The sequence below is a fragment of the Paenibacillus uliginis N3/975 genome, assembly GCF_900177425.1.
Lineage (GTDB): Bacteria > Bacillota > Bacilli > Paenibacillales > Paenibacillaceae > Paenibacillus_AQ > Paenibacillus_AQ uliginis.
In genome coordinates, this window is the sequence record NZ_LT840184.1 from 380,897 (window position 1) to 405,064 (window position 24,168).

At 40.3% G+C, this 24,168-nt stretch carries 24 protein-coding genes; all 24 read left to right on the forward strand.

The window, feature by feature from the left end; genetic code table 11:
• The 24 genes from flgK to dmpG all read left to right on the forward strand — a co-directional run bounded on the left by flgK (nt 1) and on the right by dmpG (nt 24,168).
• Nucleotides 1–1,593, forward strand: coding sequence for a flagellar hook-associated protein FlgK (gene flgK / locus B9N86_RS01695; protein ID WP_208917488.1), 1,593 nt, complete (start codon nt 1–3; stop codon nt 1,591–1,593).
• 22 nt (nt 1,594–1,615) lie between these two features.
• Nucleotides 1,616–2,533 carry a flagellar hook-associated protein FlgL gene (gene flgL / locus B9N86_RS01700; protein WP_208917489.1) on the forward strand — a complete coding sequence of 306 codons (918 nt, stop codon included), beginning with the start codon at nt 1,616–1,618 and terminating at the stop codon, nt 2,531–2,533.
• 100 nt (nt 2,534–2,633) lie between these two features.
• Nucleotides 2,634–3,080: a flagellar assembly protein FliW gene (locus B9N86_RS01705; protein WP_208917490.1), complete on the forward strand. Its 447-nt coding sequence runs from the start codon at nt 2,634–2,636 to the stop codon at nt 3,078–3,080.
• 3 nt (nt 3,081–3,083) lie between these two features.
• Nucleotides 3,084–3,323 (forward strand): carbon storage regulator CsrA, encoded by a 240-nt coding sequence (gene csrA, locus B9N86_RS01710; RefSeq protein WP_208917491.1) that lies wholly within the window; start codon nt 3,084–3,086, stop codon nt 3,321–3,323.
• Nucleotides 3,324–3,466: 143 nt separating this feature from the next.
• Nucleotides 3,467–4,237 (forward strand): flagellin N-terminal helical domain-containing protein, encoded by a 771-nt coding sequence (locus B9N86_RS01715; protein WP_208917492.1) that lies wholly within the window; start codon nt 3,467–3,469, stop codon nt 4,235–4,237.
• Nucleotides 4,238–4,416: 179 nt separating this feature from the next.
• The gene (locus B9N86_RS01720) at nt 4,417–4,788 is read left to right on the forward strand and encodes a flagellar protein FlaG (protein WP_208917493.1); all 372 of its coding nucleotides are present in this window, start codon (nt 4,417–4,419) and stop codon (nt 4,786–4,788) included.
• A 12-nt stretch (nt 4,789–4,800) separates the two neighbouring features.
• Nucleotides 4,801–6,306 (forward strand): flagellar filament capping protein FliD, encoded by a 1,506-nt coding sequence (gene fliD / locus B9N86_RS01725; RefSeq protein WP_208917494.1) that lies wholly within the window; start codon nt 4,801–4,803, stop codon nt 6,304–6,306.
• A gap of 14 nt (nt 6,307–6,320) precedes the next feature.
• Entirely contained in the window at nt 6,321–6,704 is a 384-nt protein-coding gene (gene fliS / locus B9N86_RS01730; RefSeq protein WP_208917495.1) for a flagellar export chaperone FliS, read from the forward strand.
• On the forward strand, nt 6,701–7,048 hold the full coding sequence (fliT, locus tag B9N86_RS01735; RefSeq protein ID WP_208917496.1) for a flagellar protein FliT: 348 nt from the start codon (nt 6,701–6,703) through the stop codon (nt 7,046–7,048). Before fliS ends, fliT begins: the two co-directional genes overlap by 4 nt.
• Nucleotides 7,049–7,246: 198 nt before the next feature.
• Entirely contained in the window at nt 7,247–9,022 is a 1,776-nt protein-coding gene (locus B9N86_RS01740) for a motility associated factor glycosyltransferase family protein (protein WP_208917497.1), read from the forward strand.
• 53 nt (nt 9,023–9,075) lie between these two features.
• Complete coding sequence (locus tag B9N86_RS01745) at nt 9,076–10,110, forward strand: UDP-N-acetylglucosamine 4,6-dehydratase family protein (RefSeq protein ID WP_208917498.1); 1,035 nt, start codon at nt 9,076–9,078, stop codon at nt 10,108–10,110.
• Nucleotides 10,094–10,798 (forward strand): acylneuraminate cytidylyltransferase family protein, encoded by a 705-nt coding sequence (locus tag B9N86_RS01750; protein WP_208917499.1) that lies wholly within the window; start codon nt 10,094–10,096, stop codon nt 10,796–10,798. The genes B9N86_RS01745 and B9N86_RS01750 overlap by 17 nt, the downstream gene beginning before the upstream one ends.
• Nucleotides 10,799–10,824: 26 nt before the next feature.
• On the forward strand, nt 10,825–11,853 hold the full coding sequence (neuB, locus tag B9N86_RS01755) for an N-acetylneuraminate synthase (RefSeq protein WP_208917500.1): 1,029 nt from the start codon (nt 10,825–10,827) through the stop codon (nt 11,851–11,853).
• Nucleotides 11,850–12,986, forward strand: a complete 1,137-nt coding sequence (gene neuC / locus B9N86_RS01760) for a UDP-N-acetylglucosamine 2-epimerase (RefSeq protein WP_208917501.1) — start codon at nt 11,850–11,852, stop codon at nt 12,984–12,986. The genes neuB and neuC overlap by 4 nt, the downstream gene beginning before the upstream one ends.
• A gap of 13 nt (nt 12,987–12,999) precedes the next feature.
• Complete coding sequence (locus B9N86_RS01765) at nt 13,000–13,644, forward strand: acetyltransferase (RefSeq protein WP_208917502.1); 645 nt, start codon at nt 13,000–13,002, stop codon at nt 13,642–13,644.
• A 202-nt stretch (nt 13,645–13,846) separates the two neighbouring features.
• Nucleotides 13,847–14,782 carry a polysaccharide deacetylase family protein gene (locus B9N86_RS01770; protein WP_208917503.1) on the forward strand — a complete coding sequence of 312 codons (936 nt, stop codon included), beginning with the start codon at nt 13,847–13,849 and terminating at the stop codon, nt 14,780–14,782.
• Nucleotides 14,782–15,576 (forward strand): formyltransferase family protein, encoded by a 795-nt coding sequence (locus B9N86_RS01775; protein WP_208917504.1) that lies wholly within the window; start codon nt 14,782–14,784, stop codon nt 15,574–15,576. The genes B9N86_RS01770 and B9N86_RS01775 overlap by 1 nt, the downstream gene beginning before the upstream one ends.
• A gap of 171 nt (nt 15,577–15,747) precedes the next feature.
• Nucleotides 15,748–16,896: a DegT/DnrJ/EryC1/StrS family aminotransferase gene (locus B9N86_RS01780; RefSeq protein WP_208917505.1), complete on the forward strand. Its 1,149-nt coding sequence runs from the start codon at nt 15,748–15,750 to the stop codon at nt 16,894–16,896.
• Nucleotides 16,897–16,931: 35 nt separating this feature from the next.
• Nucleotides 16,932–18,485 carry a lipopolysaccharide biosynthesis protein RfbH gene (gene rfbH / locus B9N86_RS01785; RefSeq protein WP_208917506.1) on the forward strand — a complete coding sequence of 518 codons (1,554 nt, stop codon included), beginning with the start codon at nt 16,932–16,934 and terminating at the stop codon, nt 18,483–18,485.
• 18 nt (nt 18,486–18,503) lie between these two features.
• On the forward strand, nt 18,504–19,301 hold the full coding sequence (gene rfbF, locus B9N86_RS01790) for a glucose-1-phosphate cytidylyltransferase (protein WP_208917507.1): 798 nt from the start codon (nt 18,504–18,506) through the stop codon (nt 19,299–19,301).
• The gene (gene rfbG, locus B9N86_RS01795; protein ID WP_208917508.1) at nt 19,298–20,365 is read left to right on the forward strand and encodes a CDP-glucose 4,6-dehydratase; all 1,068 of its coding nucleotides are present in this window, start codon (nt 19,298–19,300) and stop codon (nt 20,363–20,365) included. The genes rfbF and rfbG overlap by 4 nt, the downstream gene beginning before the upstream one ends.
• An 81-nt stretch (nt 20,366–20,446) precedes the next feature.
• Nucleotides 20,447–22,216, forward strand: coding sequence for a thiamine pyrophosphate-binding protein (locus B9N86_RS01800; protein ID WP_244563114.1), 1,770 nt, complete (start codon nt 20,447–20,449; stop codon nt 22,214–22,216).
• A 49-nt stretch (nt 22,217–22,265) separates the two neighbouring features.
• Nucleotides 22,266–23,159 (forward strand): acetaldehyde dehydrogenase (acetylating), encoded by an 894-nt coding sequence (locus tag B9N86_RS01805; protein WP_210190629.1) that lies wholly within the window; start codon nt 22,266–22,268, stop codon nt 23,157–23,159.
• A 1-nt stretch (nt 23,160) separates the two neighbouring features.
• A complete protein-coding gene (gene dmpG / locus B9N86_RS01810) occupies nt 23,161–24,168 on the forward strand; it encodes a 4-hydroxy-2-oxovalerate aldolase (protein WP_208917511.1) in 1,008 nt (335 codons plus the stop codon).

Genomic DNA, 24,168 nt, shown 5'->3' on the forward strand with positions numbered 1-24,168 from the left:
ATGCGATCTACATTTCATTCATTAGAAACGGCCAAGCGGAGCCTGTTTACACAAACAGCCGCACTCGGAACGACAGGTCATAATATTGCTAATGCCAATACGGAAGGCTACTCCCGTCAAGTGGTGAAGATGCAAGCGTCCATTCCAATGGAAGCCTACGGTTTGTCACGTTCCACTATCGCTGGACAGATGGGTACAGGCGTTGAGTTCACTAGTATTGATCGTATCCGGGAGATGTTTTTGGATGATCAGTTCCGCGGTGAGAACAGTTCGTTCGGCAGCTGGAACATACAATATGACACGCTGGACAAGCTGGAGGCGATTATAAATGAGCCTTCCGACAGCGGTATCCGCAAAGTTATGGATAAGTTCTGGAACTCATGGTCTGAGCTGTCTAAAAGCCCCGATGACCCGACTGCACGCAAAATCGTGAAGCAAACGGCTGAGGCCTTGACTGACGCACTCAATCATATGAGTACTCAGCTAGATAATTTGAGTAAGGATTTGAATTCCAATATCGATGTTAAGGCTAGGGAAGCCCAAGGGTACTTAACAACGATTGCTGACTTAAATAAGACGATTAACCGGATCGAACAAATGGGTGATCAGGCAAACGATCTCCGCGACCAACGCGATCTGATGGCCGATAAGCTGTCCAAAATTATGGACATCACGGTAACGGATGGCGAGGGAGGATACAATGTATCCCTTGGCGGACAAAATCTTGTAGAAGGCGAAGCGGTGACCGTAACCGTTGACGGTGCGTTCCTGACTACAGCTTTTGCAAGTGGTGATCTTAAGGGCGGAGAAGTCCACGGAATGATTATCTCAAAGGATACACTCGTGGAGGATTATCGGAATCAGATCAACTCGCTCGCGAATACACTTGTTAACGGGGATGTTGAGGTTACACTCCCAGCAGGAGCGATGCCTCCAGAAGGGACAATCCTAACCTCCGACGCGGAAGTTAAAATCAATGGACAGGTCAGCACTTTACCAGCAGGCCAGCCTATGCCTAAAGGTGCTGTACTGAACAAAGATGTCTCTACGACTGTAAAAGGTTTTAACGGCCTTCATCAGCTTGGATATACGATGGATGGTTCCACTGACAAAGGGGTGCCGTTTTTTACGGCAGTAGATGGTGGCTCTACCATTACGGCGGGTAATATTCGTCTAAACCAGGTTATTTCGGATAATCCCGATAAAATTGCTACTTCCATGAGGCTCTCTTCAGACGGGAATTCTGTAATCAACGGGAATAATGATCTGGCTAAGCTGCTGACAAATCTTAAGGATTCTCCGTTTACAATACTAGGTGGTACAAGCAGCTCGACTATTGACGGACTGTTCAGATCGATGGTTGGACAATTAGGTGTCCAAACACAGGAGAGTTATCGCCAGACTGAGAACTCTTATACCCTAGTTTCACAGGTTGAGACCCGCCGCATGTCTGTCAGCGGTGTTTCCTTGGACGAAGAGATGACCAATATGATTAAATTCCAACACGCCTATAGTGCGGCCTCCCGTTTCTTGACGACTTTTGACCAGTTGCTAGACAAGTTGATCAATTCCACTGGCGTGGTAGGAAGATAATGAGGAAGGAAGGTATTTAATTATGTTAAGAGTCACCACAAATATGATGAGCAGCCAGTTGATGTTGAACCTAAACAGGAATGCTCAGCGGATGAATGAAACACAACTGCAGGCATCGACTGGTCGTAAGCTTAATAAGCCATCTGATGATCCGGTTGGAATCACATATTCACTGCGTTACCGTGGAGAGCTTTCATCCAACGAGCAGTACCAGAAGAATGTGGATAATGCCGTATCTTGGTTGGATTTTAGTGATAGTACCATGAATCAGGCTGGAGATGTATTAAATAGATTGAAGGCCCTGGTTGTCCAGGCCTCTACGGAGACCAACCCACAATCTGGATTAGACAGTATTAGTCAGGAAGTCTCCCAGTTGAAGGAGCAACTCGTTGATATAGCAAACAGCAGACTAAACGGAAAATATGTGTTTAATGGACAGCAATACGACAAGATGCCGTATGGTTTTCCGAAGAATCCAGATGGATCTCTGGATACGTCTACAGCGGGTGCTACTACCACTGATCAAGGTGCTGTTGAATACTTGGTGGGTGAAAATGTTAAAATCGGTATTAACGTGACAGGTAGTGACGTTTTTGGTAGTGGAAATGACAATGTCTTTGTTATAATGGACCGTGTTTCCCAAGCTCTTAAGGACGGTAAACATGACGAAGTTAGTGCAGAACTAGCTAATATTGAGTCAAGTATGGACCGCCTGCTTAGTATGCGTGCTGAAGTGGGCGCGAAGACGAACCGAATTGAGTTGATGGAGAATCGATTAGGAGATCTTGAGCTTAATTTAACGGAGCTTCAGGCTAAAACGGAGGATGCTGATTTTGGAGAGTTGATTATGCGCTCCAAAATTCAAGAGAATATTTATAACGCATCTCTATCAGCAGGTGCTAAAATTATTCAACCCTCATTAGTTGATTTCCTGAGATAACCATTAATAGAAATTTGGTGTGTAAAGCTTAGGAAGCTGTAGATGGCGGTAAGTCTATCTATAGCTTTCTTTTAATTTATTTAGGATTGGAGTGGTGTATATGATTATTCATACGTCGATGTGGGGGGAATTGGATACGCCAGAAAGCCAAATCTACAATTTTCCCAAGGGAATACCAGGGTTTGAGGAAGAGCATCAATTTGCTCTTATTGATGAAGAGGACAGCCCGTTTGTATATATGCAGTCCTTGAAGCAAAAGCATCTCACGTTTGTTATGGCAGATCCCTTTCTTTTTTATCCTGACTATGAATTTGATTTACCTGATACTGATGCAGAAGAACTTTGTATTGATGATGCGATATCTGTGAAGTGTATTATTACGGTAAGAGAGAAGATCGAAGAGTCCAGTATAAATCTACTTGCCCCGCTGGTGTTCAATCCTCAACAAAGGTTAGGTAAACAAGTTGTGCTTCAAGGAGTGCCATATCGTACAAGCCATCGTCTATGGAACGATTCTGTTGATGAGAATGGAAGGGACGGTGTTTAAGCAATGCTGGTACTCTCACGTAAAGTAGGGGAATCCATCGTTATTCAGGATCAGATTGAGGTCACCGTTCTCAGTGTAGAGGGGGAAACGGTTCGTATCGGGGTCAAGGCTCCCAAACAGGTTGATATTTTCCGTGAGGAAGTGTATCTCTCAATCCAGGAATCTAACCAAGAGTCTGCGACTCCTACACAGGCTGGCATGAACGCTTTAATAAAGATGGTAGACCAAAAAAATAAAAATTAAAAAAAGTAAACTTTGCTATTAAAAGTTGCTCCTTCCTGACGATATATATAATAGAGCGGTAATTCTTCAGGGCGGCCGACCTGTGAAGACGCTCATACCACAAGGATGTGGGAATTAAAACTATTTCAGGGAGGAAACAAACAATGATTATCAATCATAACGTACCAGCTTTGAACACACACCGTAACATGGGTCTGAACACGAATGCAGCAAGCAAGAACATGGAGAAATTGTCTTCTGGTCTTCGCATTAACCGTGCAGCTGACGATGCTGCTGGTCTTTCGATTTCCGAAAAAATGCGCGGTCAAATCCGCGGTCTAGAGCAAGCACAACGTAACGTTCAAGACGGTATCTCTTTCGCACAAACAGCTGAGGGTGCTATGAACGAAGTTAGCTCCATGTTGACTCGTATTAAAGAACTGAGCGTACAGCAAGAAAATGGAACTTACAGCAATAGCGATAAATCCAACATCAAAGCTGAGCTTGGACAACTGGGCGCACAAATCGACAGTATCCTTACAAACACAAAATTTAACGGAATTAATATCTCTGGTGGCTCGGTTGCAATCCAAGCTGACGATGATGCTTTCCAAATCACTATTAATGGTATTAGTTCTGCTGGCTTTAAAGGTTTGACTTCTGCAGTAACACTTGCAAGTGCTACTTCTGCAATTGAAGCAGTAGCTAAGCAACGTGCTCAATTGGGTGCTGTACAAAACCGTCTGGAGTACACTTCCAATAACTTGGGTACAACTGTTGAGAACCTGACTGCTTCCGAATCCCGTATCCGTGATACCGATATGGCAAAAGAAATGGTTAACCTGTCTAAAAACAACATCTTGTTGCAAGCTTCCCAATCCATGCTTGCGCAAGCTAACTCTGCTCCACAAGGCGTTTTGTCCCTGCTTCGTTAATACTGGACATAGATTGATTTTTCAAAAGATCCTGCTCACGGCAGGGTCTTTTTTACTTTTTATTTGTTTACCATAAAAATAATACATAATTGACCGATATATAAGATAGTAGCAGTACAAGACAACTCTGATTAGACTCGCTGAAGTTTATTAAAACTATAAGTGGAGGTTTATATGATATGAACCCGATGATATCGTCCAACACTGGGAATGTTCCAGCAATTCCACAGACAAATTTACATAAGCGAGATATAGCGGTGGATAACGAGAACGGTCAACTTGCTGCACAGGCGACAGCACTTGCAGGAGGTAACAAGCAACAACAAACATTAGAAGACACTGTTCAGCAACTGCAAAAGGCTATTGATGCTATTCAGGGCCCTCCAAGAACACTCGAATTTTCTATTCATGAAAAAACGAATGCTATTATGATTAAAGTTATGAATAAAGAGACAGGCGATCTTATTCGTGAAGTGCCGCCCGAGAAAATTTTAGATCTGGCAGCCAAAATGATGGAGATCACCGGTATTATTGTCGATAAGAAGATATAAGGAGATGAAAGCATGGTAACCAGAATCGGTGGTCTTGCATCAGGTATGGATATTGATGCAATGGTTAAGAAATTGATGACGGCTGAACGAAAGCCGCTTGATAAATTGAATCAGCAGAAACAGTTAATGGAGTGGAAACGCGAGAGTTATCGTGAAACAAGTACGAAGTTGGTGTCGTTTCTCCAAGATAAATTATCAAAACTATCCATGAGCAGTTCCATCAGTGCTCAAAAGGCAACGGTAACCGGTAATACGGAATCATTGTCTGCTGTTGCCTCATCTTCTGCCAGCGGTGTTCTCGATATTACGGTGGAGAGACTTGCTACAGCTTCTCGGTCAGTGACTGTTCTAGATAAAGATGCAGATGGAAAAGTGATTCCATTTGATATGGATGGTTCTACATTACTATCTGATTCCAAATTAAATATCAGTGCAGGATTTGTAAAAATAGGAAATGTTGACATTGAAGTTACAGCTACGGATACGATCGATTCTTTTGTACAAAAAATAAACAATAGTAAAGAAGCGGGTGTCACTGCTCTCTATGATAAAAACTCAGGTTTGTCTCTGACAAGTAAAACAACGGGTTCAAATGAGATTGAAATAGCGACAGAGATATCGAGTGCATTCAAATTAAAATCCACCGCGGGTGTGGACGCTGCTTTAACGGTTAATGGTTTGGCCATCACTAAGTCCTCTAATACATTTGATCTAAATGGAGTAGCTATAACACTCAAGGCCCCAACTAATGGACAAGTAACCCGAGTTGAGGTTTCTAAGGATACAGATAAACTCGTTGAGACAGTTCAAAGTTTTGTAGATGCGTATAATGATGTTTTAACTACACTGAACAGTAAGGTGAGCGAAGAACGTTATAAAAAATACACTCCACTTAGCACTGAAGAAAGGGCTGCAATGAGTGATGAAGAAGCGAAATTGTGGACCTCAAAGGCGAAAAGTGGGATGCTTAGAAATGATAGCATTCTACAAGATACCATTTCTGAAATGCGTACGGCTATGCTTCAGGGTGTGGATATCGGTAGGGTAGAGAACGGTATAAACAAACCCTTAATGCTTTCTGAACTAGGCATTACAACAGGGACATATGACACTAAGGGAAAATTGATTCTGGATCAGGACAAACTCCGTTCAGCACTTGAGAAGGATCCAGACATTGTTAACAATTTTTTTGGTAAGCAGGATCCTGCCAATTTGTTAACAAATGTATATACATCTCAGGACGGGGTATTTGCTAAATTAAAGAAAATAACAAATGTTAGTCTACAAAAGATGGCAGATACAGCCGGTACATCTCGGGTAAGTAGTGATTTGAGTTCTACGTTTTTAAGTACGAGCTCGATGGGGGAGCAATTGACGAGTCTTGAACGACGAATAAGTGACATGACGAGCCGTCTGAATAGGATTGAAACGAATTATTTTAAAAAGTTTACTGCAATGGAAACAGCTATTAACAGATATAACAATCAATCATCAAGTCTCGCGAGTTTCATGTCTTAAGGGAGGTTTTACAATTGATTAACTCACCCTATCAAAAATATCAGCAAATACAGGCTCAGACTGCATCCAAACCTAAACTTCTAATCATGCTTTATGATGGAGCAATTCGCTTTGTCCGTTCTGGAATCGAGGGTATTGAGGAACATAATGTTGAGAAATCCAACAATAACCTGTGCAAGGCACAAGCCATTGTACATGAGCTTATTTCTTCATTAAACTTCGATTATCCTATATCATATGACTTGGTGCGAATCTACGAATATATACTAAATCAGTTGATAGAGGCCAATGTGAAAAAATCGGTCCTCCCTGCACAGGAGGTATTGGAACACTTATCTGATTTGCGTGAGGCTTGGATTGAAGCAAGTAAGGCACCAGGTTTTGGTGGTGGAGTATGAAGGGTGATAGCGAATTAAATCAGTTGCTAGATGAATTGGAGCATATAACCAATACGGTGATCGATAATTTGTTGAATATGGATGAAGAGGATTTTGAGCAGTTTGTGAGTAAAAGGCAAAATATTGTGGAGCAGTTGGAGCCTTACCGCTCTATAATGAACGACACTGATAAACAGAAAATTCGAGCAATAATAGACCATGACCCTGAGATCCTTGAGCAAATGCACGCTCTGAAACAGGAAGCGGGTAACTGGATGGAGAAGAGAGAGTCCATCCGAGTACAACAGAATGCATATCAGCATGCTTATACCTACGATAGTTTGTTTATAGATCATAAGAAATGAATGAGTACTCTATTTTTTAGCAATATAATAATGCCTACTTTTGAATTCAAAGGGGCCGCTCTCTCGGGAGAAGCCTTAGAATTTAAAGGGGGCATTTTTTGAATTGAGGGGGGTTTTTTTATGAAAAGGTTCATTCCCTCAACAATAAGTCCGATATATTATAGAGAACAATTTTAATTTTGGATTGGTGGTATCTTCATGTCTAACTTACAAGTAAACTATAGTTCGCTAAAACAGAGGTTTCCCCATGTTAGAACGAAGATGGATATTATACAAAATTCCCATCCAACTGAATCAAGTTTATATGTAGAAATGATCGATAGGGACTCAGCCTGGCTACAGGCTGTTGAGTCCTCGTTAAATGACTGTAAAATCGTTTTTGTATATGGATTTGGAAGAGGATTTAGTATAGCAGATCTGCTTGATCGGTATCCGGATTGCTGGTTTTTTGTGTATGAGCCTGACGAAAATCTTTTTCTTGAAACCCTATCTGAATACGATATTTCATTTATATTAGAACATCCAAATTTTTACTGGTTATCCGTGGGTGAGTCGCAATTAAACATGCTGTTTCATATGGTTTGTAGTTACATGCAGGATGAAATGGTTTTTGTAGCGTTACGACATTATCTAGAAAATGATATGGATATTCTACGCGGCATTAAACAAAAGTTTATGGAATACAGAGACACATTCTATTCTAATAAGCATACGGAGCATCGTTTCCGAGAGGAATGGACTCGGAATTATTTGTACCATGTAACTGATATACTTAATACTCCATCGATTGAGCAACTTTTTTATTCCTTTGAGGGAAGTACTGCAGTTATTGTTTCGTCAGGACCATCTCTACAGGAAGATATAGAGTACTTGAAAAAATTACATCCTCATGCTCTTATTATTGCAGCCGGTTCGAGTATACAGGCACTAATTAAGCATGGTATTCGTCCCCATCTAATAGTTATTATGGATGGGCACCCAATTAACAAACGGATATTTTCAACCCCAGAATCACTTGAAGCACCTCTTCTGTTTACATCGTCTTCTTATTATGAAATATCTGATTTAAAACACACTCAAAAAATTCATAGTATCATGAAGAGTGATGCTGTATCTCAATATTTGTTAGAGTACAGTCGGGAACAACTCTTTATATCTCCATCGGCAACTGTAGCAGGAACAGCCATTCAGGCTGCTGCATGCCTTGGTGCTAAAAGAATTGTTCTGGCAGGGCAAGACCTCTCCTTTCCGGACCAAAAGTTTTATACAGATGGAATTGAGCACTTTTCTTCAGATAATACGGATGAAAAAGTACAGACTGCACATAAGAAAGTGCTTAATGTGAAAGGGACGTATAATCCCACTGATGATAGTTTTCTATTGATGAAAGATGGAATTGAGAATCTAATTACGGGACTTCCAAAAGTTGAATTTATTAACACTAGTCGCAATGGAGCCGCCATTGAAGGGGCACCATTCAAGCCGATAGATGAGCTATATGAGCAGTTACAATCTGAAAGGGTCGAATCAGATGCAATAGGTGATTGGATTGAAAACAATCATCACATCGTAGACAATAGTCGAATGCTTTATTTTAAAGAAAAACTAGAACTAACTCTTCTGGACCTGTTAAATGTACGTTCAGAGATTAAATTGATAAAGAATCACTTGAATAAGCTGCGCGAGTTAAGTCGAATAAAACCGATAAAAGCACAAAGAGAATTAGAATTGATTGAACAGATGTGGGGCGCTATTGCGAACAGAGGTTGGTTTGCACCTATCGTGGAATCTATTCTGCCCTTACAAATCGCTAAATTTGATCAGTTGTTACCAATCATCATTACAGAACAAAATCTTATTCGTAAGACAGATCTGATCTGCGAGAATCTCGGTAGTTTGCTTACAGAGATCAATGATAGAATTCCTGATTTGGAAGATATGTTTGCAGAATCGCTTCTTCGATTTAAGGATTAGACTGACTTCAGACTTCCAAACAACTCTCTAACGTCTTATATACGGAGGTAATTATGTTTACGAATAAAGTGGTATTAGTAACCGGCGGAACAGGATCGATCGGCAGCGAGATCGTTCGGAATATACTGACTTACAATCCGAAGGCTTTAAGAATTTTCAGCCGGGATGAAAGCAAGCAGTTCAATCTGCAACAAGAGCTCAAAGAATTTGATAATGTTCGACACTTGATCGGCGATATCCGGGACAAGCAGAGGCTGAGCTATGCAATGGAAGGGGTGGACTATATATTCCATGCCGCGGCGCTTAAGCACGTTCCTTCTTGCGAGTATAATCCGATGGAAGCTGTTAAAACGAATGTGATCGGTGTGCAGAACCTCATCGAAGCAGCGCTTGAAAACAACGTGGAAAAAGTGATTGCCATCAGCACGGATAAAGTAGTTAACCCAACTAACACCATGGGAGCGACGAAGCTGCTTTCGGAAAGATTGATTTCTGCAGCCAGTCTGTATAAAGGTAGCAAGCGAACCGTATTCTCTTGCGTAAGATTTGGTAACGTGATGGGGTCGAGAGGCTCTGTCATCCCGCTATTCCGTGAGCAGATCTTAAAGGGAAAGCCGGTAACCGTCACGCATAAAGACATGACGCGGTTTATGATGTCTATTCCTCAGGCTGCTCAGCTTGTTATCGATGCGGCACATTATTCACAGGGCGGCGAAGTGTTCGTTCTAAAAATGCCGATTCTCAAAATAACAGATCTTGCGAAGTGTATGATCGAATCATTCCAAGAGGCATCAGGCCATAGATATGCCGGAAAGGTAACTGAAACGGGAATTCGTCCCGGAGAGAAGATGTATGAAGAACTAATGACACTCGAGGAATCGGAGCGGGCTCTAGAGAATGAAAGAATGTACATTATTCCTTCTTCTTTTATGACGAAAGAACCTCATTATGAAGGTTTTAAAAAAGCCCCCCGCCAGGAATACTCATCCATGACGGCACCGCGTATATATCCGGCTGACATCCGGATGTTGCTTGAAAATTACGGCTTGGGATTTGCGAGAGAGGCAACGTATGAAGAAGCTAGATAAGTGTTTAGCGATTATTCCCGCTCGGGGTGGATCTAAAGGGGTACCACGCAAGAACCTGCGATTGATTAACGGAAAGCCGCTAATACAATATACAATTGAGGCTGCTTTGGGTAGTCGACGTATCGATCAAACGGTAGTCTCGACGGATTGTACGGAGATTGCTCAGGTATCCGTCGAAGCCGGAGCTACGGTTCCTTTTATTCGGCCTTCTGCATTAGCTGAGGACCACTCCAGAACGATTGATGTCCTAAAGCATGCTGTTGAATTTTATGAGAATCAGGGTGTTTTTTACGAACATATTATTCTGCTTCAGCCTACGTCGCCACTGCGTAACTCTTTCGATATCGAAGAGGCTTATAGCATATTCTTGCAGAATGAAGCTGACTCCTTGCAAAGTGTGTCGCCGGCATTGCAGCATCCTTATTTGTTTAGGAAGTTTGATGATACACTCTTGGGGCCGTATCAGTCTGTAGAAGATGAACGGTTAAGGAGACAAGATCTAGAAGAGATATTTGTTTTAAATGGAGCTATTTATATCGTAAAGAAAGGGCTTCTTATGGAAGAAAGCTCGTTAGTTGGATGTAGAAACTGCGGTTATGTAATGCCTAAAAGTCGATCTATCGATATCGATGATGAGTTAGACTTGGAAGTAGCAGAAGCTTATTTGAGAAAAACTACAGGTTGTTGATGTGACATAGGAAGGAGTGAACAGTCATGAGTGAACCACGATTTGGCAAGGACGGGCATGGGGTATATATTATTGCCGAGATTGGTGTTAATCACAATGGCTCACTTCAAAGGGCAAAGGAATGCATCGACCAGGCAGTTGCTTGCGGCGCAGATGCCGTCAAATTCCAAACTTTTAAGAGCGAAAAGCTGGTAACTAAGCAAGCGGTGAAAGCGGAGTATCAAACCGAGCATACCGATGCTTCTGAGAGCCAGTTAGACATGCTCCGTCAACTGGAGCTCAGTTTTGAACAATTTTTGACCTTAAAGCAATACTGTGAGGAGAAAAATATCGATTTTCTATCCACACCTTTTGACGAGGAAAGCGCTGGATTTTTGAATAGCATTGAAGTGGATGCTTTTAAAATTGGATCCGGAGATATGAATAACCTTCCGCTTCTTGCTTACATTGATCAATTTGAAAGACCTGTAATCTTATCTACAGGTATGGCTGATCTTGAAGAGGTGGAAGAATCCCTAAATGTTTTTACTAAGAGTAGTGTTGCTCTTCTGCATTGCACATCCGATTATCCTGCGCCTTTGGAAGACGTCAATCTATTGGCGATGAATACAATGGCTGATAGGTTCAAGACAATGACAGGTTATTCCGATCATACGGATGGGATTGAGATTGCCGTCGCTGCAGTCGCTAGGGGAGCTAGAATTATTGAAAAGCACTTTACGGTAGATCGATCACTGCCCGGACCGGATCATATGGCCTCGCTTGAGCCTTATGATTTTAAGCGCATGGTTCAAGGTATTCGCAATGTAGAGCGTGCTTTGGGAGATGGCGTTAAACGGTGCATGCCATCGGAAGAAAACACGAAGATCGTGGCTCGTAAAAGCATCGTCATTAACTGCAGCAAAAGCGCGGGAGAGGTGCTGACGGAAAACGATTTAGCCATAAAACGCCCAGGAACGGGGATTGAGCCGAAATATTATTTCGATTTGATAGGAAGACAGCTACTTAATGATGTTGAAGCGGATCAATTGCTTCAATGGAGCGATTTAAAATGAAAAAAATTTTAGTAGTTACAGGCACAAGAGCTGATTACGGCATTTATTTTCCTATTATGCAAGCAATAGAAGCTGATTCTTCCTTAAACTTGCATCTATTGGTAACAGGCATGCATTTATCTCCCCAGCACGGACTATCGCTCGAGCAGATTCAAAAGGATGGTTTTAAAATCTCCGCTAAAGTTCCTTGTCTCCTTCATGGTTCGACTCACGCCAATATGTCGCGAGGAATCGGCTTGGCCGTTATGGGAATGACACAGGCTATGGAGGAGCTGGAGCCGGACGGCGTAATTGTCCTGGGAGACCGCGGAGAGATGTTGGCGGCAGCCATTGTTTCCACGTATATGAATATCCCGTTATTTCATTTGCACGGCGGTGAGGTTTCCGGGACCATCGACGAATCGGTACGACACGCTATCAGTAAGCTGGCGCATGTTCATCTTGCGGCTACGGAAGGCAGCAAGGAGAGGTTGATCAAACTTGGAGAAAACGATTGGCGAATCCATGTAGTAGGCGCGCCAAGGCTGGAAACGATCGAAAAGACAGTATTGCCTAAATGGGAGGATGTAGCTGTACAATATGGCTTGCCTCTATTAAATGAATATATTTTATTCGTATATCACCCTGTGACAACAGAGGAGCACGATCTTCTCTCTCTACGCGAAATGCTCGATTCTCTGATTGCAAGTGAACAAGAAATCGTATGCATCATGCCGAATTCGGATGCGGGTGCGGATTCAATCTTAGAGGTTTACGATTCGTACTCCAATGAAAGACTTCATAGAGTCACAAACTTTGAACAGCTCCACTATTTGGCTGCTCTGAAGAATTGCTCCGTGCTGGTTGGCAACTCTTCCTCCGGAATTATTGAGGCCGCATCCTTTCATGTACCGGTAATTAATATTGGAACGCGTCAACACGGAAGAGAACGTTCCGACAATGTGGTAGATATACCGGTATGTGCAGCCACCTTGGCTAAAGCATTAGAGCAGGTGTTCAGTGATCCATTTCAGCAGAAATTGAAAACTGTGCAAAATGTGTACAGCCAACCCGAGACGAGCACGACGATTGTGAATATCTTGAACAATATTTCGTATTCGCAGGACCTTATTCAAAAAACGATTACTTATTAAGGAGAGGGAACCCTTGAGTTATATCGTTTATGGAGCCGGTGGGCATGCCAAGGTTGTCATTGATATTTTGCGCGCTCGTTCTGAGAAGATCGTTGGTATACTGGATGATCATATTCTGGTTGACGAATGGAATGGGCTTCCCGTTTTTGGTGGTACGGATCGTCTGCAAGACATCATGAAGCAATTTCCCGAGTCGTTGTTTATCGTAGCTATTGGTGACAATGAAGTCAGGAAAAGAATTTCTGACACGTTGGTTAATGCAGGAGGACAATTCGGAAATGCTGTTCATCCAAGTGCAGTCATAGCACCAAATGTTAATTTAGGAAAGGGTACTGTCATAATGCCGATGGCCGTTATTAATTCGGATGCTGTAATCGGAGAACATGTGATTATCAACACGTCAGCAACCGTAGATCATGACTGCCGTATTTCTGATTTTACCCATATATCCCCTGGTGTGAATATTGCTGGGGCGGTAAATATTGAGGCTTCCGTACATATCGGCATTGGAGCAGCGCTCATTCAAGGGGTTACAGTAGGGCGCAACACGGTTGTCGGTGCAGGTGCATGCGTGATCAATGATTTGCCGGAAAATGTTGTGGCCGTTGGATGTCCAGCGAATGTAATTAATTACGTAAGGGATGAGACGACATGCTAGAACGTGGTGACAGAATCTATTTATCTTCGCCGCACATGAGTGGACAGGAGTAGCAAGTGAACTGAAATATTGTCTAGTTCATTCTAATCATTATATATGTCGATATCTTAAACTACATGATTTTCGTTAGAATATATAAGCTTTGTGAGGGAAATCGGTTTTTGAATGATAAATTGATAACAATAAAAAGAGGTGCGAAATCATGAAACCTCATGGGATAATGTTTCACCATTTTCACGATGACTACAAACACATTCGTGGTCAAGGTTCAATTTCAACGGATACATTTGAGCTAATTATTAGTTATCTACAAAAGAACTACACGATTTTGTCGGCAGATGAATGGATGGATAAAGCTCTTTGTAAAACATTAAATGACAATGAAATCTGTTTAACTTTTGATGATAATTTACTTTGTCAATACGAGTTAGCTTATCCAGTATTAAAAAAATATAATATTAAAGCATTTTGGTTTGTTTATACATCACCGTTTAAAGGGGAATTAGAAAAAGTCGAAATATATAGATACTTTAGATCAGCTTATTTTCAAGAGATTAATGAATTCTATGATTCTTTTTATAATTTTATTGAGAAAACGGAGTTTAATAGTGAAGTAAAAAAGGCTTTGGAGAACTTTAGTCCTGAATCTTATTTAAGTGATTTTTCATTTTATACTAATGAAGATAGAATATTTAGATTTGTAAGAGATCAAATTTTGAAGCCAAGGCGTTATTTTATTGTTATGGATTCAATGTTAAAGGATTACAATGTTGAACTGAATTTATTAAGGGAGAAGCTTTGGATGAGTAAAGAGAATATTAAAGAATTGCATATTGAAGGGCATAGAATTGGCCTTCATTCTCATACACATCCGACGTCAGTTGCCTCTCTAAGTTTTAACGATCAAATGATTGAATATAAATCTAACCTGGAAATTCTTTCAGAGATACTTGGAGAGGCTCCTGAAAGTATGTCCCATCCTTGTAACTCTTATAATCAAAATACAATAAAGGTACTAGAAGAATTAAAAGTTAAGCTGGGATTTAGAGCTAATATGAAGAATTGTTCAAATGCAATTTACGAATTTCCAAGAGAAGATCATGCAATAATTTTAAAAAAAATGGGGATGAAAGTGTAATGAAAATAACAGTATTCACTAGTAACCAACCGCGACACGTTTCACTAATTGAGGGATTATCAAGTATAGCTGATCAAGTATATGCTATCCAAGAATGCAATACTGTTTTTCCGGGTAGAGTTGAAGATTTCTTTAGAAAATCAGATGTCATGCAAAAATATTTTAATCATGTAATTGCAGCAGAGAGGGAAGTCTTCGGGGATCTGAAATTTACTTCAGATAATGTGACTCAACTTTCACTGAAGAGCGGAGATATAAATATGATTGATCTTGAAACTTTATCTCCAGCACTTAATTCTGATTATTATATTGTTTTTGGAGCTAGCTACATTAAAGGGGGATTATGTGATTTTTTAGTAAAGCAAGGTGCTATTAATATACATATGGGCGTATCCCCTTATTATAGAGGGAACTCGTGTAACTTTTGGGCGCTATATGATGGAAATCCCGAGCTGGTTGGAGCCACTATCCATTTGCTAAGCAAAGGTTTAGATTCTGGTGATATATTGTATCATGCTTTTCCGAAACCAGAATCCATTGACCCATTTGTTCTAGGAATGAAGGCTGTAAAAAGTGCACATGATTCTCTAATAGAAAATATACAAAGTGGCATTATAAAAGAGTTAGTACCATCTAAGCAAAATAAAGAATCTGAAATTAGATATACTAGAAATAAAGATTTCCATGATGAAGTAGCTAAAGACTATCTTGAGAACTTGCCTGCCCCAGTAGACCTTAAAAATAAGCTTGAGCAAAGAGATATAAATCAATTTTTATATCCCTATGTGGGATGAGCTATTGAAGTTATCTTGTACTCATCGTAGCCGATGTGGGTAGATGGGGAATGCATATTGAACTTGTACATCTATCTTTGGTGAACATACGTGATTAGTGATTTGCAGGAAAATGTTGTGGCCGTTGGGTGTCCAGCGAAAGTAATTAAATTACGTAAGGGATGAGACGACATGCTAGAACGTGGTGACAGAATTTATTTATCTTCTCCGCACATGAGTGGGTTGGAGCAGCAATATATCTCGGAAGCTTTTGAAACGAACTGGATAGCTCCTTTGGGTAGAAATGTGGATTGCTTTGAGAAGGAACTTGCTCATTATGTAGGTAGCGAAGGAGCCTTAGCTCTAAGCTCCGGCACTGCTGCAATTCATCTGGCACTAATCCTGCTCAATGTTGGTATGGGTGATGTTGTTTTCTGTTCATCGCTGACTTTTGTTGCAAGTGCCAACCCTATTCTGTATCAAGGAGCAACCCCTGTCTTTATCGACTCTGAGCCCGAAACCTGGAATATGTCGCCTAAAGCTTTGGAGAGGGCACTTAAAGATTATGCTGCTAAAGGACAGAAGCCAAAGGCAGTCATTGTAGTCAATCTGTACGGGCAAAGCGCGGATTATGACCAGATTAAATCGATATGTGATGAATATGAAGTTCCTATTGTCGAAGATGCTGCGGAGTCCCTGGGAGCTAGTTATAAAGATAAAAAAAGCGGCACCATCGGTAAGTTTGGTGTTTTTTCTTTTAATGGCAATAAAATTATAACTACCTCGGGTGGAGGAATGTTAGTTTCGGATGATGCTGGGGCTCTGAATAAGGCGAGGTTTCTGGCTACTCAAGCCAAAGATAAAGCGGTACATTATCAGCATAGTGTAGTAGGTTTCAATTACCGTTTAAGTAACATTTCAGCAGGAATAGGTAGAGGGCAATTACAGGTTTTAAATGAACGGATTCGAAAAAAACGTGAAATTTTTAAAGTTTATTATAATGAGTTATCTCGTATTCCGGGAATTGAGTTTATGCCGGATGCACCTTATGGAAATTCTACACGTTGGTTAAGTACTATAGTTCTGGACCAGGAAGCCTTTAATATTGGTGTATATGAAGTAATTGCTCACCTTGAAAAGCATAACATTGAGTCTAGGCCTGTATGGAAACCACTTCACTTGCAGCCTTTATTTTCGGATGCCGAATTTTATTTGGATAAAGAGGTCGGGGATGTAAGTTATGATTTGTTTACGAAAGGCATCTGTTTACCTTCAGGAACAAGAATGTCGTTAGAAGAACAAATGTATGTAATCAAGCTTATTAAGGATTACATTGGTTAATTTTAGAGGCAGAATAACCTACTTGGAGGTAGTACATGTTTCATCTTGGGGAAATTATTCAGATCACAAACAATGATTGCGATAATTTATTAGGTATTGTCTTAGAGAAAGTAAGAAATGGCGTTGTTGTATTACGAGCTGATCCTGTAATTTATGAGCAAGATTCGGATTGTGTTTTACTTTTAGGCGACCATACGGATATCCCGGTTAATATCACCGAAAAATTGTATGTAGATGAAAAGGATGCAGTGCGTGTTGGGAACGTAGATATTAATACATTCGAGAAAATTAAAAGAAAAGAAATTTTATCTAATGTAAATGAATTTTATCATCTGTTTCATTGGTCTGAAAAACCGTTCATCCCAGAGGAAACATCACTTTCATATGGTGGAAGAGTATATGATGAAAGAGAAATGATGAATTTAGTAGATTCTTCATTAGATTTTTGGTTGACTTCAGGGCGGTATAGCAAACAATTTGAGAAAGAATTCGCCAAGTATATTGGCGTAAAATACGCTTTGCTTACGAATTCAGGATCATCGGCTAATCTATTGGCGTTTTCAGCATTAACCTCACCTAAACTCGGTGATCGTAGAATAAAACCTGGTGATGAAGTTATTACAGTAGCTGCCGGTTTTCCTACAACCGTTACACCAATGGTTCAAAATGGAGCCATCCCTGTTTTTATTGATGTAGATTTAGGTACATATAACATCCTACCGGATCTTATCGAAGGTGCTATAACATCTAAAACAAAGGCCATCATGATCGCTCATACGATGGGAAATCCCTTTGACTTAAAAAGGGTAATGGAACTGGCAAACCACTATAAATTATGGGTTATTGAAGATAATTGTGATGCTCTGGGATCACGTTATGACGACCGAATTACAGGAACATTCGGTCATATTGCAACATCAAGCTTTTACCCTCCTCATCATATGACAATGGGCGAAGGTGGAGCAGTTTATACTAATGACCCGCTTTTAAAAATGATTATTGAATCCTTCAGAGATTGGGGAAGGGATTGTTGGTGTCCGTCGGGTTGCGATAACACTTGCAAAAAACGTTTCGGTTGGGAGCTAGGGACCCTTCCTTACGGTTATGACCATAAATATACTTATTCTCACATTGGCTACAATCTGCGCGTAACGGATATGCAAGCCGCTATTGGTTTAGAACAGTTAAAGAAAGTTCCTAAATTTATTCAAAGACGTATTCATAACTTTAATCGTTTATTTGAAGGTTTACGCGATTTGGAGCAATACTTCATACTCCCTAAAGCTACAGATCATTCTCAGCCAAGCTGGTTTGGTTTTATTTTAACTTTAAAAGATGATGCAGGATTCACCCGAAAAGACATTGTAGATTATCTTGAAGCACGTAAAATACAAACCCGCATGCTTTTTGCAGGTAACCTTACAAGACAGCCAGCATTTCAAGGTGTGAATTATCGTATACATGGTGATCTGAAAAATACCGATAAGATATTAAAAGATACATTTCTCATTGGGGTCTATCCAGGCTTAACTGACGAAATGATTGATTACATTGTTTTTACAATTAGGGAGTTTATCAGCACGATTTAACGACAGGGAGGGTTAGTTATGAAGGTGGTAATTTTGGCAGGTGGGTACGGTACAAGAATCAGTGAAGAATCTCATCTTAAGCCAAAACCAATGATAGAAATAGGGCATAGACCTATACTGTGGCATATTTTAAAGATCTATTCTAGCTACGGGTTTAATGATTTTATAATATGTTTGGGTTATAAAGGTTTTGTCATTAAGGAGTATTTCGCTAACTACTTCCTGCATGAATCGGATGTGACATTCGATTTTAGAAACGGAAATCAGAATATAACGCATAATCATTCTGCCGAACCTTGGAAGGTAACCTTGGTGAATACCGGTATTGATACCATGACTGGTGGAAGGATAAAACGAATCCAACCTTACATTAGTAACGAGCCGTTTTTCCTTACTTACGGTGATGGAGTTTCAAACGTAGATATTCATAAACTTTTAGATTTTCATAAAATGAATGGAAGACTTGCTACGGTAACCTCTACCCAGCCCGAGGGTCGTTTTGGAATTCTAGATATCGATGATCATAGCCAGGTAAGAGGATTTCAGGAAAAACCTAAAGGCGACCATAGCTGGATAAACGGGGGATTCTTTGTACTTCAACCTGAAATATTTAATTATATTGAGGGCGACCATACGGTTTTTGAAAAAGAACCACTAGAACAACTAGCCAAGGATGGAGAACTTACCGCATATAAACATAACGGTTTTTGGCATCCGATGGATACGTTACGCGACAAAAATTATCTTGAAAGTTTATGGGCTAATAATAAAGCCCCTTGGAAAGTATGGGAAGATAATCGGGTGATGTCATTATGAAAGATTTTTGGAACGGGAAAAGAGTTTTCCTTACGGGACATACAGGTTTTAAGGGATCATGGTTGAGTATGTGGCTATCCATGCTTGGAGCGCAGGTTAAAGGTTATGCATTGGAACCTCCAACTGAGCCCAGTTTGTTTGAACTGTGTAAAGTAAAGGAGTTGCTAGTTCAGTCTGTTATCAAGGATATAAGGGACTTAGATTCGCTGAAGAGAGAAATGGTAGATTTTCAGCCGGAGATAGTCATTCACATGGCAGCTCAACCTTTAGTTAGGGAGTCTTATAGTATTCCGGTAGATACTTACTCTATAAATGTTATGGGTACGGTAAACCTGTTTGAGGCAGTTCGTGTGACGAAAAGCGTAAAATCAGTTGTCAATGTGACCACGGATAAATGTTATGAAAATAAAGAATGGGTGTGGGGTTACAGGGAAGGGGAAACTTTAGGAGGATATGATCCTTATTCCAGCAGCAAGGCTTGCGCGGAGTTAGTAACGGATGCTTATAGAAATTCTTACTTTCCAGCAGAGTATTATGATCTTCACGGCGTGGCGATTGCCACAGTAAGAGCGGGAAATGTGATCGGTGGTGGGGATTGGGCTAAAGATCGATTGATTCCTGATTGTATGCAATCGCTAATATTAGGAGAGCCCATACACATCAGAAATCCGCATTCCATCAGACCATGGCAACATGTCCTTGAACCATTGAGTGGATACTTGATGATAGCCCAAAGATTGTTTGAAGACGGAACAGCATACGAAGGAGCATGGAACTTTGGCCCTAACGATCAAGATACAAGATCGGTCGAATGGATTGTCCAGAACTTGTGCGACAAGTGGAAAGGAAGTCAGGGTTATGTTGTTGAACAGGGTGATCACCCACATGAAGCGGCTTTTTTGAAGTTGGACTGTTCTAAATCCAGAATGAAACTAGGTTGGTCTCCTCGCTGGGAGTTGGGTGAAGCCCTAGATTATATTATTGAATGGACTGAGGCTTTTAAGAACGGTGAAGGTCTTAGTGCTGTATGCTTTAACCAAATTTCGAGATACGAGGGTTTTTAACGTGGTTTAATTAATGGTAAAAGTATTATCACAGGTGCAGCCGGTTTTGTTGGTACTTTAGGGAGGGGAAAACTTGTGAAAATGAGAGTTGCAGATTATATTACTAACGCATTATATGATGCAGGTGGAAAGCATGTCTTTTTAGTAACTGGTGGTATGATTATGCACCTGACAGATGCTTTATACCAGCATGAAAAACAAACTTATGTATGTTGTCATCATGAACAAGCTGTAGCAATGGCAGCTGAAGCTTATGGTAGATATACTGGTGAATTAGGTGTTGCATATGTAACGGCAGGCCCGGGTGCACTTAACACGATAACAGGAGTAGCGGGTGCATTTATTGATTCATCTCCATCAATTATTGTTGCCGGAAACTCAAAAGTTTCATTAGCAAAGATTAAAGGACCTAGGCAATTCCCTCTTCAAGGGTTCGATTCCCTGCCGATATTTGATCGGATCACTAAATATGCCGTGATGCTGGATGATATATCTAAAGTAAAGTATGAAGTTCAAAAATGTATTCATATAGCGAAAAGTCATCGTGTGGGCCCGGTATATTTAGAGGTTCCAGTAGATTTACAGGGTGCAACATTTGATCCTGATCTTTATGAAGACTACGTGCCTGAAACAACAGTAGAAGTATGTAGTAACACAGATATTCAAATTGAAATGGTTAAGGAAGCACTACTAACTAGTAAGCGTCCTTGTCTATTAGTTGGAGCGGGAGTTCGGCTAGCAGGAGCCATAGAAAAATTCATGACTTTTATTAGAAAAACTGGTATTCCGGTGTTAACTTCACGACTCGGAATGGATCTAATCGATTATCACCATCATCAATTTGTTGGAAGACCTGGAACATATGGTGATCGACCTGCAAACTTCACAGTCCAGAATGCTGATTTGCTAATTGTAGTGGGTTGTAGGTTAGGAATTGGTTTAGTAGGCTATGACTTCGAGGATTTTGGAAAGAAAGCTAAAAAAATAATAGTAGATATAGATGACTTAGAATTGAGTAAACCATCGGTTATTCCTGATATTGCAATTAAAGAAGATGCTAAAGTTTTCTTTGACAAAATGAATGCGGTTATTGATAACGGTAGCTTTAATTATTCTGCTTGGGTGGATCAAACACAACTATGGAAAAGAAAATATCCTGTAAACTTACCTGAATATTCCAATGAAACACAGGGTATTAACTCATATCGTGCAATGACCCACTTTTCAGAACGTGTAGGTAAAGATTCTACCTTTGTAGTTGATACAGGTTCTTGTTTTCACGTTCACGCACAGGCATTTAAAGTGAAACTAGAACAACGCCACATAATTACTGGTGGTCTTTCAACAATGGGATATACTCCAGCTGCGATTGGAGTTTCTGTTGCTAAGGGTGGGAATGAAGTATATTGCATAACTGGAGACGGGTCATTCCAAATGAACTTACAGGAATTGCAAACTATCGCACATTATAAACTTCCAATAAAATTTTTTCTACTTAACAACGGTGGATATTTATTAATACGACATACACAAAACAACTTTATGGAAGGCCGTTATATTGGCGAGAGTAGTGATTCTGGTGTAGGCTTTGCAAGCTTAGAAAAAGTAGCTGAAACATTTGGCTTAGGGTTCATGAAAATTTCAAATCTAAAAGAATTAGATGAGAAAATAGACGATTTCATTCACTATAAAGGAGCTATGATATGTGAAGTTATGACTCCGTCTAATCAGCTTCTCATTCCGAGAGTTGCATCTGAAAAGTTAGCAGATGGAACGATGGTATCTAAAGCATTCGATGATATGTTTCCTTTCATGTCTAGGGAAGAGTATTACTCAAATTGTTTAGATTAATTATTGTTTTAATCAAGAGGTATTAATAAAAATTATGGGGAATAACATCATGATTGATAGTAGATTGAAAGTGGCTATCTTGGGAAGCGGGAATATAGGGACTGATCTTCTTATGAAGACGATTAGATCACCTTACCTGACATGCACTTATTTTGTTGGCAGGCATATAGATTCTCTTGGAATACAAAAAGCAATGAGAAAAGGAATAAGAGTATCAGATCAAAGTATTGATGCATTAATTAATGATCCTGATAGTTTTGATCTAGTGTTCGATGCAACCTCAGCAAAAAGCCATAAAGCGCATGCTCCTATCCTTAAGGAGATGGGGAAGGTTGTAATCGATTTAACTCCATCCAACATCGGAGAAAAGTGTGTTCCTGCCGTTAATATTGATCGATGTATTCATTACGACAATGTGAATATGGTTACATGTGGGGGACAAGCATCAATTCCGTTAGCTTTTGCTATTGGTCAAACACAAACAGATGTTGAATACATTGAAGTTGTTTCTAGTATTGCTTCTAAAAGTGCTGGCCCAGCTACTCGGAATAACCTGGATGAGTATATTGAAACGACAGAAAAAGGGATTAGCAAGTTTTCAAATTGTAACCAAGTAAAAGCTATACTCAACTTGAATCCTGCTGAACCATGTATTGATATGCAAACCACTGTGTTTGCTAAGGTAAAAAGCCCTCGGTTAGTGAATTTAACTAAATATGTAAATGAAATGGTTGAAAAAATGCGAAATTACGTACCGGGCTATCAATTGCTTATTCCTCCAACAATTGAGAATGAAAGAATTGTAATTATGGTAAAAGTTCAGGGCCTGGGGGATTTCTTGCCTGCTTATGCTGGTAATTTAGATATCATTAATTGTGCAGCTATTGCTATGGCAGAGAAACATGCATTAGCTAGAAATGTTTCAAATGAGAGAGGAGTATAGCATGCATCAAGTACTAATTAGTGACCCTACTTTGCGTGATGGATCACATGCTGTTCGTCATCAAATAACATTTGAACATATGATGTTGTACGCTGAACTAGCTGAGGCTGCGGGGATACCCATTCTAGAAGTTGGGCATGGTAACGGATTAGGGGCCTCATCCTTGCAATTGGGTAAAAGCCTTGTATCAGACGCCCATATGTTAATAGGCTGTAGAGAAAAGTTGGTTAATACTAAGTTGGGTATCCATGTAATACCAGGTTTTGCGACTATTAATAAAGACTTGAAAAATGCAATAGATATTGGTGTAAACGTTGTTCGTGTAGCTTCTCACTGTACTGAGGCTGATATTACGAAGTGTCATATCGAGTATGCAAGAGAAAGAGACGTTGAGGCATTTGGAGTGCTAATGATGTCGCATATGGCATCGGCGACAAAGTTGCTTGAAGAAGCAAAAAAAATGCAAAGTTATGGTGCTCAAGCTGTTATCCTTATGGATTCTGCGGGAGCCTATTTCCCTAGCGATGTTAGCGAGAGAATAACTAGATTAGTTCATGATCTTGAGATTCCCGTAGGATTTCATGCGCACAATAATTTAGGGATGGCGATTGCCAATTCGATTACTGCTCTTGAGAGTGGGGCTGTAATTCTAGATGGAACAATTAGAGGATTCGGTGCTGGAGCAGGAAATGCTCAACTTGAATTGTTAGTTGCAGTGTTAGAGAGACTGGGATATAAAACAGGTATTGATCTATATAAATTGTTAGATGCTGCTGATATTGCTGAATCACATTTCGCCAAGGTCCCATATGTGAGTTCAACAAATATTGTGAGTGGACTTTCAGGTGTTTTCTCTGGGTTTGCTAAGCCAGTCGAGAGAATATCTAGGGAGTTTGGTTTAGATCCTAAAGATATCTTCTTCGAATTAGGGCGTAGAAAGGTTGTCGCAGGTCAAGAAGACATAATCCTCGAAGTTGCAGTATCATTATCACAAAAGTCGGGTGAGTAA

Coding starts and splice junctions, on each gene's coding strand:
- B9N86_RS01740 (WP_208917497.1), top strand. CDS start 7,247: ATGTCTAACTTACAAGTAAACTATAGTTCGCTAAAACAGAGGTTTCCC.
- neuB (WP_208917500.1), top strand. CDS start 10,825: ATGAGTGAACCACGATTTGGCAAGGACGGGCATGGGGTATATATTATT.
- B9N86_RS01745 (WP_208917498.1), top strand. CDS start 9,076: ATGTTTACGAATAAAGTGGTATTAGTAACCGGCGGAACAGGATCGATC.
- fliD (WP_208917494.1), top strand. CDS start 4,801: ATGGTAACCAGAATCGGTGGTCTTGCATCAGGTATGGATATTGATGCA.
- B9N86_RS01805 (WP_210190629.1), top strand. CDS start 22,266: ATGATTGATAGTAGATTGAAAGTGGCTATCTTGGGAAGCGGGAATATA.
- fliT (WP_208917496.1), top strand. CDS start 6,701: ATGAAGGGTGATAGCGAATTAAATCAGTTGCTAGATGAATTGGAGCAT.
- B9N86_RS01715 (WP_208917492.1), top strand. CDS start 3,467: ATGATTATCAATCATAACGTACCAGCTTTGAACACACACCGTAACATG.
- B9N86_RS01775 (WP_208917504.1), top strand. CDS start 14,782: ATGAAAATAACAGTATTCACTAGTAACCAACCGCGACACGTTTCACTA.
- rfbG (WP_208917508.1), top strand. CDS start 19,298: ATGAAAGATTTTTGGAACGGGAAAAGAGTTTTCCTTACGGGACATACA.
- B9N86_RS01750 (WP_208917499.1), top strand. CDS start 10,094: ATGAAGAAGCTAGATAAGTGTTTAGCGATTATTCCCGCTCGGGGTGGA.
- flgK (WP_208917488.1), top strand. CDS start 1: ATGCGATCTACATTTCATTCATTAGAAACGGCCAAGCGGAGCCTGTTT.
- B9N86_RS01780 (WP_208917505.1), top strand. CDS start 15,748: ATGCTAGAACGTGGTGACAGAATTTATTTATCTTCTCCGCACATGAGT.
- rfbH (WP_208917506.1), top strand. CDS start 16,932: ATGTTTCATCTTGGGGAAATTATTCAGATCACAAACAATGATTGCGAT.
- csrA (WP_208917491.1), top strand. CDS start 3,084: ATGCTGGTACTCTCACGTAAAGTAGGGGAATCCATCGTTATTCAGGAT.
- dmpG (WP_208917511.1), top strand. CDS start 23,161: ATGCATCAAGTACTAATTAGTGACCCTACTTTGCGTGATGGATCACAT.
- flgL (WP_208917489.1), top strand. CDS start 1,616: ATGTTAAGAGTCACCACAAATATGATGAGCAGCCAGTTGATGTTGAAC.
- B9N86_RS01720 (WP_208917493.1), top strand. CDS start 4,417: ATGAACCCGATGATATCGTCCAACACTGGGAATGTTCCAGCAATTCCA.
- neuC (WP_208917501.1), top strand. CDS start 11,850: ATGAAAAAAATTTTAGTAGTTACAGGCACAAGAGCTGATTACGGCATT.
- rfbF (WP_208917507.1), top strand. CDS start 18,504: ATGAAGGTGGTAATTTTGGCAGGTGGGTACGGTACAAGAATCAGTGAA.
- B9N86_RS01770 (WP_208917503.1), top strand. CDS start 13,847: ATGAAACCTCATGGGATAATGTTTCACCATTTTCACGATGACTACAAA.
- B9N86_RS01705 (WP_208917490.1), top strand. CDS start 2,634: ATGATTATTCATACGTCGATGTGGGGGGAATTGGATACGCCAGAAAGC.
- B9N86_RS01800 (WP_244563114.1), top strand. CDS start 20,447: ATGAGAGTTGCAGATTATATTACTAACGCATTATATGATGCAGGTGGA.